The 12,186-nt window shown below is 39.0% G+C and carries 11 protein-coding genes; 1 reads left to right on the top strand and 10 read right to left on the bottom strand.

Annotation, left to right across the window (positions count from 1 at the left end; translation table 11 throughout):
- Window positions 1-12: 12 nt before the first annotated feature.
- The 9 genes from M3206_RS13305 to M3206_RS13265 form a co-directional block, all read right to left on the bottom strand.
- Window positions 13-927, bottom strand: coding sequence for a class II fructose-bisphosphate aldolase (locus M3206_RS13305; RefSeq protein ID WP_251313021.1), 915 nt, complete (start codon window positions 925-927; stop codon window positions 13-15).
- A gap of 14 nt (window positions 928-941) precedes the next feature.
- Complete coding sequence (locus M3206_RS13300; RefSeq protein WP_251313020.1) at window positions 942-2,438, bottom strand: FGGY-family carbohydrate kinase; 1,497 nt, start codon at window positions 2,436-2,438, stop codon at window positions 942-944.
- The gene (locus tag M3206_RS13295; RefSeq protein WP_251313019.1) at window positions 2,439-3,104 is read right to left on the bottom strand and encodes an aspartate/glutamate racemase family protein; all 666 of its coding nucleotides are present in this window, start codon (window positions 3,102-3,104) and stop codon (window positions 2,439-2,441) included. It abuts the gene before it with no gap.
- A 16-nt stretch (window positions 3,105-3,120) separates the two neighbouring features.
- A complete protein-coding gene (locus M3206_RS13290) occupies window positions 3,121-4,017 on the bottom strand; it encodes a carbohydrate ABC transporter permease (protein WP_251313018.1) in 897 nt (298 codons plus the stop codon).
- Window positions 4,014-4,976, bottom strand: coding sequence for a carbohydrate ABC transporter permease (locus tag M3206_RS13285; protein WP_285876969.1), 963 nt, complete (start codon window positions 4,974-4,976; stop codon window positions 4,014-4,016). The genes M3206_RS13290 and M3206_RS13285 overlap by 4 nt, the downstream gene beginning before the upstream one ends.
- A gap of 70 nt (window positions 4,977-5,046) precedes the next feature.
- On the bottom strand, window positions 5,047-6,378 hold the full coding sequence (locus M3206_RS13280) for an ABC transporter substrate-binding protein (RefSeq protein ID WP_251313017.1): 1,332 nt from the start codon (window positions 6,376-6,378) through the stop codon (window positions 5,047-5,049).
- 260 nt (window positions 6,379-6,638) lie between these two features.
- Entirely contained in the window at window positions 6,639-7,217 is a 579-nt protein-coding gene (locus M3206_RS13275) for a YesL family protein (RefSeq protein WP_251313016.1), read from the bottom strand.
- 36 nt (window positions 7,218-7,253) lie between these two features.
- Window positions 7,254-9,377, bottom strand: a complete 2,124-nt coding sequence (locus M3206_RS13270; protein WP_251313015.1) for a Sip1-related alpha-galactosidase — start codon at window positions 9,375-9,377, stop codon at window positions 7,254-7,256.
- Between the two features lie 75 nt (window positions 9,378-9,452).
- Window positions 9,453-10,328: an AraC family transcriptional regulator gene (locus M3206_RS13265; RefSeq protein WP_251313014.1), complete on the bottom strand. Its 876-nt coding sequence runs from the start codon at window positions 10,326-10,328 to the stop codon at window positions 9,453-9,455.
- 150 nt (window positions 10,329-10,478) lie between these two features.
- On the opposite strand from M3206_RS13265, the gene M3206_RS13260 reads away from it, so the two are divergent.
- Entirely contained in the window at window positions 10,479-11,276 is a 798-nt protein-coding gene (locus M3206_RS13260; RefSeq protein ID WP_251313013.1) for a phytanoyl-CoA dioxygenase family protein, read from the top strand.
- Between the two features lie 90 nt (window positions 11,277-11,366).
- Here the strand turns inward: M3206_RS13260 and M3206_RS13255 are convergent.
- On the bottom strand, window positions 11,367-12,186 hold an 820-nt coding region (locus tag M3206_RS13255; protein WP_251313012.1), incomplete at its 5' end, for an IS3 family transposase.

Raw genomic sequence — 12,186 nt, 5'->3', positions numbered from 1 at the left:
TTAGCTCTTTCCTTACTCTTGAAACTCAAAGGCTTTGTTTTTGCTGCCGAGGAAGTTCTCAATTTTATCATGCACCGTTACTTCAACTGCCTGCTGAGCAATTTGCATTTGTTCACTTGTAAGGTCCTTACATGCTGCATTTGTCATTCGTTCCTCTTTTCCAATCGCCTCTAACAAAGCCACTTCAAGATCGGTCGCGATGTTCACCTTACTGATTCCTCCGTTAGGCAGCTTAGTCGCCTTTTTTATCATTTCGGCAGGAACACCTGATCCTCCGTGTAAAACAAGGTGAACCGGTGTCAACGCTCTAATTGCTTCTAATCGTTTATAATCGATCTTTGGCTGTCTGACCAGATAAACACCATGTGCTGTACCAACAGAAACTGCTAGTGCATCCGCTTCTGTTTCCCTTACAAAGCGCTCAGCTTCTACAGGATCGGTATATAATTCTTCATCAGAATCCGTCTCAACAAAATCAGTTGTCCCAATCTTTCCAAGTTCAGCTTCAACAGAAACTCCATGTAAATGGGCGTATTCGGCAGCTTCTTTACTAATTGCGATATTTTCCTCCAACGGCTTTTCTGAAGCGTCAATCATAACGGATGTGAAACCGGCTTCTATCGCTTCCTTGATCACCTGCAAATCCTTTGTATGATCCAGATGAAGAACAACAGGAACAGATATCTTTTCACTTTCTACTGAACGATAAAATTCAGAGGCAAATTCAGCGGGCGTGATCCCATAACGAACCAGTTCCTTTTGAGAAATTTGAACGATTAGAGGAGATTGTGCCTTTTCTCCTGCGATCAGAATCGGCCGAATCATGGTTGTATATCTCGGTGCAAAAGATCCAACTGCATATCTGCCTTTTTCAGCCTTTTCCAGCATTGTTTTTAAGGTAATAACATTTTTATTTTTTGTTTTCACTGGTTTCTCATCTCCTATTGTTCTTCTATTTTGTATGAACGAATAGCATTTTGAAGTTTTATATAACCATCTTTATATAAACGTTGATAGCTTTCATGATGGGAATCCGTTGGGACGAATTCTTTTCTTTTTATAAAAGGAAATACCGAAATCGACTCTTCTTCCTTATAGATTCCGCATTCGATTGCTGCTGTCAGGGCTGCACCGATCAATGTTGCCTCTGTTTCTTCTGAAACGATAAGTCTGCAGCCAGAAACATCTGATTTAATCTGCAGCCACTGACTATTATGGGTTCCTCCCCCTACGACTGCCTTTTCATCAATGTGTACCCCTGTAGCTCGCTCTGCAGCCTTTCGGATACATTCCATTTCAAAAGCGGTCCCTTCTAAAACAGCTTTTAAAAGGTCCTCCCGTTTATGGCTTGTTTGAAGACCTATAAACGCACCTTTTACTGAAGCATTCAGCAATGGCGCTCCGCTTCCTGATAAGTAAGGAAAATAAAGAATACCTGTTGGTCCTTCTTTCACTTTGGTCAAGAGATCCAGAATCTCGGTATACGAGATAGGCTCAGATCCAAGTTGTGATCGTATCCATTCGATAGAGCCTCCCGAATTTGGATTACCTCCCATCCAAAACATACGATCTTTTAGCACATGACAACCATATGATAGACCTGACTGGAATTCATTTTCACTTAAACACTGACTCCGAAGTATACCGACTAACGTCTCGGCTGTTCCCATGGAGTCAAAGACTTTACCTGGTTTCACAACACCTGCTGCAAGAGAAGCGCAAACATGATCATGTCCAGAGACAGCAACAGGAATTCCTTTTCTTAGTCCGATCGACATCAAGTCGTTTGATTGAACTTCGCCTAGCTTGGCCCCACTTCTCTTTACATCAGGGAATAGATCTTCGTTAAAGCCAAAGTTTCGAATCCAAGGTACATCCCAAGTTTTTTTATTAATATCGAAGGCGAATGTACGTGCAGCTAATGTATAATCGGTCCCAAATTTCCCCGTTAGTTTATACGCGATAAAATCGGCGACCGAAAGCCAAACAGCTTCCCGGGTGACATCTACATCTTGGTTTCGTAACCACAGTAATTTGGCTAATCCATATTTAAAACTATTATGCAAACCTGTCGCCTGAAACCGTTCAAAAGGGTCGGATTCCTTCTCAATAAACCGAGCTTCTTTTTTTGAGCGGCTATCAAACCATGGAATGATTTCCGTTTTGGGTGTTCCTGTTTTCCTATCTATTAAAAGTCCTGCTTCCGCCATACTCGTAATACCTATGACTGCAATTTCTTCTGAAGCCTCTTCTGTTACTTCTGTTATAGCTGCGCATATCGTATCCCACAGTCCTTTTGGATTGTAATAAACATGGCCTTCACGGTTGTAATGTGTGATTGTTTTTTGTTTAGAGACTTTTGCTGTTGTTCCATCTGTATGATATAAACCTGCTTTAGAATGGGTAGTTCCAATATCGATTCCCAGAAGGTAAGCCATTTACGTTAATCCCTCAATCGTTTGTTTCACGCGCTCCATCCCAAGTTCTGGACTTGTTAAGAATTTTTTTTGTTGCTCTTCCGGCAGTTTGGCAACTGCGCGTGCCATGGAAGCTTGTGCGAGTACAACAATATCAACCTTTTTTGCAAGTTCCGATAATTGCTCCGCAAGAATGAGATCATGTTCATCAGGATCCCCTTGAATCAAATACTGATAAGCTTCTTCAGCTAGAACGGAATGAATATCTACTGTTTTTTTGTATTCAATAGCGATCTGCTCGAGGAGCTTTACAGTTGGATTGAGCGTTGTAGAGAGAGTAGCAATCACCCCTATCTTTTTCCCATGGTTCATAGCCTCTTCTCCCATTGCCTCATCAATTCTAATAATGGGCACGCTTAGCTGTTTTCTTGCTTTATCAACTACTTCTCCAACAGATGAACATGCATTTAAGATGATTGATGCTCCCGCTTGTTCTGCATATTTTGTATATTGAATAAGTCTTTCCTCTACTTCTTCTACCTTTCCGCCATTACGCCTTAACTGAGGCAATATGGAGTCATCTACAAAGTTAATGACTTCAAAGCTCGGTAAATAATCTTGTGCTAAACGTTTTAAAGGCTCAATCGTGAGTGGTGTGGTGTGTATAATAGCAAGTGTTTTCCCCATGTAATAAACTCCTTTTTTACCCTTTTGATCCTGCTGTTAAGTTCATACCTTCAATAAAGTAACGTTGGAAAATAAAGAACAGAATAATAACCGGAAGCAGTACCATCAAAGATCCAGCCATCAATAAGTTCCATTGTGTTGCATTTTGGCCTTTAAATACTTGAAGACCTAGTTGCAGCGTGTACATGGTTTCATCATTTATAAATAATAGAGGTCCCAAAAAGTCATTCCATGCCCCATTAAAAGAGAAGATAGCTACGGTAGCGATAGCCGGCATTGCTAATGGAATGAAAATTTTCCACCAGATAAAAAAGTGGCTGGCTCCATCAATCTTGGCGGCCTCGATCAACTCATTCGGAATGGTTAAAAAGAACTGACGCAGCAAAAAGATATTAAACGCACTTCCAAAGAAAGCTGGGACGATAAGAGGAAGATACGTATTTAACCACCCTAACTTTGCATAAAGTACATATTGCGGAACCAAAGTAACAAATCCAGGAATCATCATCGTTGCCAGGACTATAGCAAACAGGACATTCCTCCCTTTAAACGGAATCTTTGCAAACCCATAAGCGATAAAAGAGTTAGAAAGAACGTTTCCAATCACTACAAATACAGTAATAAACAACGTATTCATCGTATATCTAGCAAAAGGTGCTGATTGAATGGCTTGAATATAGTTATCCCAATGCCATTCTTTCGGTAAAAAAGTTGGTGGATAAGACATGACTTCTTTCATACTTTTTACTGAAGTAGCGACCATCCACCAGATCGGGGAGAGGATGAGGAGACTCCCTAAAATGAGAATGACCATAACAATCGTTTTTACCATTCTTTTTTTGAAAGTTACACTTTGGAAATAGCTACTTTTCTTTTGAACAACGGTATTTTCCTTATGAACAATCGTACTCATTTTCGATCCTCCCCATCATAATGCACCCATCTCGGTGCAAGTTTTAGATTAATCACAGTTAGTACTAGAATGATAATGAAAAGAATCCAAGACATCGCCATCGCATAGCCCATATCAAAAACCTCAAATGCTTTGTTCCACATGTGGAGGTTATAGAAGAGCAAAGAATTCGCTGGCCCTCCGTTTCCACTGTCACTCATAACATACGCTTCTTGGAAAATTTGAAAGCCGCCGATGAAGCTCGTTACGAGATCAAAGAAGATAATAGGTGTAATCATTGGAAGAGTAATATGGAAGAACTTACGGAAAACATTGGCACCATCGATCTCCGCAGCTTCATATAGAGACTTAGAAACACCTTGCAGACTTGCCAAATAAAGCAGCATTCCTCCGCCTAAACTCCATAATTTCATAAAAATGAGTGCCGGTTTGGTCCATGCTGGATCTGACAGCCAAGAAGGACCTTCAATCCCCACCCATGAAAGCAGTGTGTTAACTAAACCCGATGAAGGACTCAAAAGCTGCATCCATAATAGGTACACTCCTACTCCTGACAATACAGCCGGTAAATAGTAGATTGTTCTAAACAATCTTGTACCTGGTACATTTTGATTTAAAAGGACAGCTAGTAAAACGGCTCCAGCAGTAGTTAAAGGAACAGAAATGGCAACATAATATAGAGTGTTCCATAGAGATGTCCACATAAGCCCATCATTCGTAAACATACGTTTGTAATTATCAAGGCCAATAAAACTCAGGCTGGACGTAATATTGAAATTCGTAAAACTACCGTATAAGGAAAACAACAACGGACCCGCTGTAAAAATAAGAAAACCGATTACCCATGGAGCAATAAAGATATAACCTTGAAACTCTTCTTTTTGATTCATGGAAAATAAACGTTTTGGTTTCTTGTTCGGTGCTTGTCTTTTTATATTTTTTTGCAGATTTGTCTGCATAGAGTTGCCCCCCTTTAATGAAACAATAAGGGGAGTGAAAACTGCGCTTTCACCCCCTGCCTAGCTATATTTATTTGTTGTTTTTCACGAGTTGTTCAACTGCCCTTTGAGCTTTCTTTAATCCTTCCTTAGGACTTTGCTTGCCCAAAAGAACCTTTTCCAGTTCCGGGTTAATTAAGTTGGTAAAGTCCGGAGCTTGTAATGGAACGGGCGTAATGATCGTTTCTTCTAAGTTTTTAACAGAAGCAGTATAGACCATTTTTCCATCTTCCGAGAACTCTGGATTCTCCGCAGCCTTTTTGGATGCTTCAATGTTTGCTACATTGTCAAAGCCTTTTACAGCCCAATGTTCCTGAGCTTGTACATCTGTTAAATACTTCAGGAATTCCCAAGCCTCGTCAGGATGTTCGGCTCCTTTTGGAATTTCAGCAACAAAACCTCCGCCCCAGCTCGTTTGGCTCTTACCTGGTTCTTTTGCAGGAAGTGGGGCGATGCCAAAGTTAATATCTTCTCCATAATCTCTAATTTTTGTGAAAAAGTTTGTCGTTTCTGTTGTCATAGCCAGCTTTCCGCTAATGAATGGATCTGCCGTTTCTTCCCCGAATTCTGCCTGAAACTTGTTGATGACATTCGAACCGTAATAATCATAGTAATCTTTGAACCATGTTAATGCTTCTATATTAGATGGATCATCGATGATCGGTTTTTCCTTTTTATAATCCCAATAGCTCTTTCCATCGGCATTGATCATCCATACCTCTGCACCCATTTTGTAGTTTGGCAGATAGCCGATACGATCGTAATTCTTGCCGTTTTTAATATCGAGCTTTTTCCCATATTCCTCTAATTCTTCCCATGTTGCCGGTGGTTTGTTCGGATCAAGTCCCACCTCTTTGAACATGTCTTTGTTATAAAAAAGCATTCGCGTATCCGTATTGAATGGCAAAGCGTAAGGTTCTCCTTTATAAAGACTAGCTTTATATAGTTCCGGAAAGAATCGATCCTTCACCTCTGGATCCTTCTCCATATATTTTGATAAGTTGGTATTTTGATTGTTCTGCGCACGATGAGCAACTTGATTAATATCGTTAATAATTACATCTGCGGGCTTTCCTGCCGCAATCGAGGCTAAGTTCTTCGTCCAAATATCCCCAAAAGGAAGATATGTATGCTTTACTTCGATTTTATCTTGAGAATTATTAAAGTCTTGAATAATCTTTTCAATAACCGGTCTTCTTATTTCAGAACCCCAAAATGTCCAAAAATCAATAACTACTTTACCCTCACTATTTTTATCACTGTCTGCACCTTGACCGCCGTTACTTGAACAAGCTGTTAAAAGCAAGGTTAAACTCAAGATTAAACTCAAGAGTAGCTTAATAGATTTTGTTGCCGCCTTCATTCCATTTCCCTCCCATAAGTTTTCATTTCTTAGACAAGTGTTTTGTGATTGTTTCATAATGTTAGTGATCTCGATGTGTTTTCTAGAGGAATTTATTGTTGAGTTTTGTGGGGTCTTGTTGACTTAACCTATTATTAAATGAAATCGCTTTCAAGTCAACATCGTATTCTGAAAATTTTATATATTTAATGTATTTTGAGTATTTCGAACTACAAAAAAGAGAAACCCTTAAAAATAAAGGTTTCTCTCTTCTATTTTGTTTAAATTTTATTGATTCCTATTTTAGCAGCCTTGCTTGTGATCAGTGCGATCAAGCTTCCCATTACACAAATTCCTATACCTGTTGCAAACAAAACCAACATGACAACCAACAATATTCCACAGAGCATAAGGAATGTTGTGAGGGGTTGGCGTAATCCTATCATAAACGAAACGAACAAAGTCTTATACCATGAAAGCCCATAATGAATATAAATGGGGATACTGTAACTTGCCGTGACCAAAAAGAAAAACATTACTACGATTAAAGCATATCGTACAGTTAACCAATAAGTAGAATGTAAGTCTTTTAAAATCAACAAGTCAGCTGTTAAAAAGGCTCCTAAAACAATAAGAACTATTCCTAGAGGGTAGCTTTTCCAAAAATATGATTTAAACTCTCTTATAAAAGTTGAAAAGAGATTTGGATCCTGATCTTCTGTTAACCATTTATTTACGATAGAAAACATCACAAACGTTGCGGGAATTAACGTTATGAGCGGTAAGGAAAAAAGAATCCAAACAATATTTAAATACACAAGCTTCCAGATCCACTCCATTAAACCATTTAAAAATTTCACTTCTCGAGTACCTCTCTTTAGATGTTACTTTTTAATCTATAAATCTATCATTTCTAAGAGAATGTCTCCCTGAACCTGCTTGCAATCAACCGTAAAGAGGCCATCCTCCTGCTCTTTTACGTCAACCTTTTCACCATTAACCAGCACGTGAATAGGCTTTTTTTCTTTCACGAAAAATGCAAACTCTCCGCCTTCATTCAAATGCACAACTGCTTTATTATGAAAATAAAAGGACTTAGACAAGGTCTTGGGAGTGAGATACTTATGTGTTAATCCGATTGGTGTTATATGGTGTTTGATCGGTATCACAATGTATAAAGCCACACCATCCTTTTCAAGCCAGAAATCAAATGACTCATGATGTGCAAGGACGCGGGCTTTCTTTTTAAAGTAATCATAGACCAAATAAGTCTCTCCATTCATCTTCTCTATATGCGAGGGTGAAACAGAACCCTCAACCATACTTCCCTCTAAGTGAATGTTAAAAGAAGCTAAAACCCCTGCCTCTCCAACCTTGTTCCATATCTTCAAAGGAACTTTTTCAATGTTTGGATTTTGAAAAAGACAATCTTTTGTAGGCAGACCTGGTTGATCAGCACGCAAAATCCTGCCATCCTCCAAGATCAGTGGCCAGATTTTATCTGCGTCCGTTTCCCCTGGCCGATCACTAAAATAGACAGGTCCTCCACTTACAGCACGCAAAACGGCATTTTGAATATCTTCTTCATGATTGGTCCAGAACATATCCCAATCACCCCAATAAAATTGGCCGTGATAATATGAATTATACGCATTCTGCAAGGCATGTTCTTTGAAACTAATTTCTTCTCCAGGGACAAAGTCATCACTGTTTCTCGATACAGAAGACATCGGCCGGTTCCAAATATTTTCAGCAGCCATTCCCATACAATTTATGAGAGCTTGATCAAAATGAATACCCACAGATGCTTCTAAAGCCGTATGGGCAGCATGGGCAGACTCTCCAACAGCTTCTTCAGTCATCAAAAAGTTATTAACGGCACTCTGACTATCTACTTTTACAAAATCAATGCCTTGCTGTTTCAGTTTAGAATGCCAGCTATTCCAAAACCCAAACCCTTTCTCCGTTATAGGATAAGGAACGAGCTTACCACTGCTTGTCCGATACAGATACTTTTCCATCTCGCTAGCAAGTGCACTATTTGGATGAATGCCTCCCCAATAACCAGCGATTGTATGCCAGACGCCTACCCAGTTCACTCCATATTTTTGTTTTAAAAGATTTGTTGTATGGTGTAAGCCTTCAGGGAATTTTTCAGGATCCGCTTCAAAAGATGTTAATCGATTATCTTTAACGGAAAGCCATCCGTCATCAATCATCACCCACTTTACAGGAAGATCTTTTTTATGAAGCTCATCCATCTTCTCCAATAATCCTGCTTCATTCACTTTGTGATAAAAGGCGTCCCAACTGCACCAGCCAAGGTAATCCAATACTTCTGGGTACCGTTTTTGATCACGAGGCAGCGTTTTATATCCTAAGATTTCTATTGCTTTTTTAATCGTTTGTTCACTTAGCTGAAATGGCTCATCTAATACTCCGATCACAAAGGACATCGTTTCACAGCGATCGAATCCTCCTTTGAAGGAAGACAATGAAAGAGTGAGGTCCGTACCATTGCCTGCAAGCTGCGTTCGATAGACTGAATCAACTACAGGCAACAGATAATAAAAACTTTCGTCTGTTTCCCATAATAATGATTGTGTTCTTTGGGGAAGGTTTGCAACATCTGTATGAAAATACGGCCTCGTCCACCAGTCCTTATGCTGATAATGGGCTAATACGTTTTTCAACCCAGGCAAGTTCTTAATCGTAATCGTAATACCATTTTCAGGAGCGAAATAGATATGTCTGTTTTGAATCCGCTCATTTTTTACCTCGGCTTGTACCGATCCAATAATAGTTTCTTTTTCTGTCTTGAATGTTAAACAAACGTTTACTTTCTCACCTGCGTCTTTAAATTGATAGCTGGTTACAGAGGAAGATTCATTTTGAATGACATGTTGAAGCGTTAAGTGGTCAAGTACTTGATTGTCTAATAAAACAGAAACACCGATGTCATCTAATATAGTTGTGTTGAACCCTTTTAAGTCAATCTTTTGCGGGGTGATTTTCTGCAAGTCAGTTACCTCCTATACAAATTTCTCAAAATACATAACCCTTATAATGAATTATTTTTTAATCATTGTAAATTTTCAGAAATTATATGACAAATGAAAATCTTTTCGGAAACGCCCTGGCGGCAGTCCGATTTCTTGTTTTAACACCCTGGTGAAATAGTGTACACTTTTAAATCCAGTTGCGTCCGCAATTTCCTTTATCGATAGGTCTGTTGATTTTAATAGATAAGTAGCTTGTTTGACACGTTCTTTACGAATAAAACCTACGAAATTTTCATGGATTCCAGATGAAAACAAGCGTGATAAGTGCCGTGTGGAAACATTAAGATATTGTGCCACCATCTCTAGTGACAGTTCTTTATCTAAATTATCAATTATAAAACTTTTTGCTTGCTGCAAAACCATGCTCTGCGTGTCTGAATTTCTTTTTATCGAATCGTTTAGGGGGAGAAAAAGGGGAAGAAAAGATACAAGAAGGGCATGAGCCAGTTGTGGTATACATTCTGGTGCTAATGCCCATCGTTTCTCTTCAGGAACAAGTAACGACTTCCAAAGAGTTACTGCAGGAGATGTATTCCCCTCATGGATGACGACTTGTTCATGTTGAGCCAACAACTGAAAAAGTTCATTATACCTTCTAGTCGATTTTCCTTCATCCACTTCAAAACAAACGAATAACAAAAATAGACCTTTCTCACTTCTGATTTGATGATCAATGCCTGGTCTAGAAACAAATAACATTCCAGAAGTAAGGGGATAGATCACACCGTCGTCTAAATACGTTCCGTCCCCTTTTAAAACATAACAAATCTCAAATGATGAATGCCTGTGGACGGGATTGTACGTTAGTTTAGAATCGATCCCCCAATAGTTAATACGAAAGGTAACATCCTGTCCCTTTATTAACAAATGCTGATTCAGTCGTGTGACGCTTTCCTTAATAAGGTACATTGCCCATGAAGCCTCCCTGTCCTCTTATTGAACATTCATGGCGTAAAAAGACAAAAACATGGCGTTTCTTTACAAATACAAAAGAACTTATCCCTATTATAATCAAGGTGAAAGCGGTGTCAATTTTATGAAAATGGGGAGGATGAGGATATGATACAGTCCAAAGATGCTGATTTTTACAAAAATCAAGGCTATCTGTTAGTAAAAGGAGTTTTCAATAAGCAAGAAGTAGATGAAATGCGTGCGGGAATTGATCAAATTCTTAAACGGGCAGTCAAAGCTAACAAGGATCACAATGCCACATGGGATGGCGATTATTTACCAAAAGAAAAACTAAAGAAGCTTGTTTTAAAAGGATTTCATAACATTCATTATCATGATCATGTGTTCTTGAAGGCATTAACTCATCCAAACATGAAAGCTGTTTTACAAAAAATAATCGGACCTAATGTACAGCTTCATCATTCTAAAATGTTAGTAAAACCTCCTGAAAATGGTGCTGCTTTTCCCATGCATCAAGATTATCCATACTTTCCTCATGAAAAGCACACTATGCTGGCAGCTAGCATCCACTTGGATGATAGCAACGAAGAGAATGGCTGTCTCTCTGTTATTCCTGAATCCCATAAACTCGGGGCCCTTCCGCATATGGGCAGTCACTATTTAAACCAAAAAGATTACCCGCTTACTATGGGAACACCATGCCCTGCTGAAGCAGGAGATGTCCTGTTCTTTAATTATTTAACCATTCACGGATCCGGTGTGAATAACAGTAACCGAGTAAGGAGAAACCTACTTTTCCAATACCGGGATGCATCTGACTTCCCAACGAACTATGAACATTATGACTGGGGTATGGGATTAATGGTAAGCGGTGAGAACCCACATTTTGAAAGGGTAACGCCGAAATATAAGATTTTGCAGAATGAACCATCACCCGTTGTATAATTTCACATTTTCTTTTAAAAATCGAAAAGCTGACACTAGAAAAGATTGAACTGAACCCCGTCAAGTAGACAGCTGAAATAATAAAACACTCTAAGCGGCTTCAACTCTATATTCTATAGGGCTGAGGCCGTTTAGTCGTTTTTGATATCTTTCATAATTATAAAAATGAATATATTCATCTATTGCTAGAGACAAGTCTTCAAATGTCTCATACTTATGTAAATAATACTTCTCGCACTTGAGGGTTCCCCAGAACGATTCCATGGGACCATTATCTATACATCTACCTACACGTGACATGCTTTGAGTCATCTTTGCTTGAACTACTCTGTGTTTGAAGCCCTGTGAAGTGTATTGATACCCACGATCACTGTGAATGAGGGGGTGTTCTCCCTCTAACTGTTCAATTGCCTGGTCTAGTGTCTTGAACACTAGGCTATTATTATTTGAGTGTCCTAATACATAGCTAACAATGGATCCATCATACAAATCCAAAATGGCACTTAAATAAGCTTTCTTTTGAGAACCATATTTAAATTCCGTGACATCCGTTACCCATTTTGTATTCTTCTTTTCTGCTGTGAATTCACGATTTAGCACATTTTCCGCCACATGTTGGGGAATCGAGCGCTTAAACATCTTCTTCTTTTTTCGAATTACGGACTGTATACCTGCAACACCCATCAGCCTATAAATACGTTTGTGATTAAAGTTCTGTTTAAGGGTTCGGTTTATATTCATTGTCATTCGACGATAGCCGTAGATTCCCTTAACTTTCTCATAGAGAGCTTTCAGCTCTTTTATAATCTCGTTATTCTGAAGCTCTTGTGTAGAAGGTGTACGGTTCAGCCACTTATAATAGGCAGCTCGTGAGAGATCTGCGATCTCACAAAGCAAAAGAATACTTAAT

The sequence above is a fragment of the Fictibacillus phosphorivorans genome (genome assembly GCF_023715845.1).
Classification (GTDB): Bacteria; Bacillota; Bacilli; order Bacillales; family Fictibacillaceae; genus Fictibacillus; species Fictibacillus phosphorivorans_D.
The sequence above is the reverse complement of the archived record's forward strand: the minus strand, read 5'-3'. Positions and strand labels throughout refer to the sequence as shown.

Excerpts from the sequence above, each read along its gene's own strand:
- M3206_RS13260 (WP_251313013.1), top strand. The coding sequence starts at position 10,479 with ATGATACAGTCCAAAGATGCTGATTTTTACAAAAATCAAGGCTATCTG.
- M3206_RS13265 (WP_251313014.1), bottom strand. The coding sequence starts at position 10,328 with ATGTACCTTATTAAGGAAAGCGTCACACGACTGAATCAGCATTTGTTA.
- M3206_RS13285 (WP_285876969.1), bottom strand. The coding sequence starts at position 4,976 with ATGCAGACAAATCTGCAAAAAAATATAAAAAGACAAGCACCGAACAAG.
- M3206_RS13280 (WP_251313017.1), bottom strand. The coding sequence starts at position 6,378 with ATGAAGGCGGCAACAAAATCTATTAAGCTACTCTTGAGTTTAATCTTG.
- M3206_RS13300 (WP_251313020.1), bottom strand. The coding sequence starts at position 2,438 with ATGGCTTACCTTCTGGGAATCGATATTGGAACTACCCATTCTAAAGCA.
- M3206_RS13295 (WP_251313019.1), bottom strand. The coding sequence starts at position 3,104 with ATGGGGAAAACACTTGCTATTATACACACCACACCACTCACGATTGAG.
- M3206_RS13290 (WP_251313018.1), bottom strand. The coding sequence starts at position 4,017 with ATGAGTACGATTGTTCATAAGGAAAATACCGTTGTTCAAAAGAAAAGT.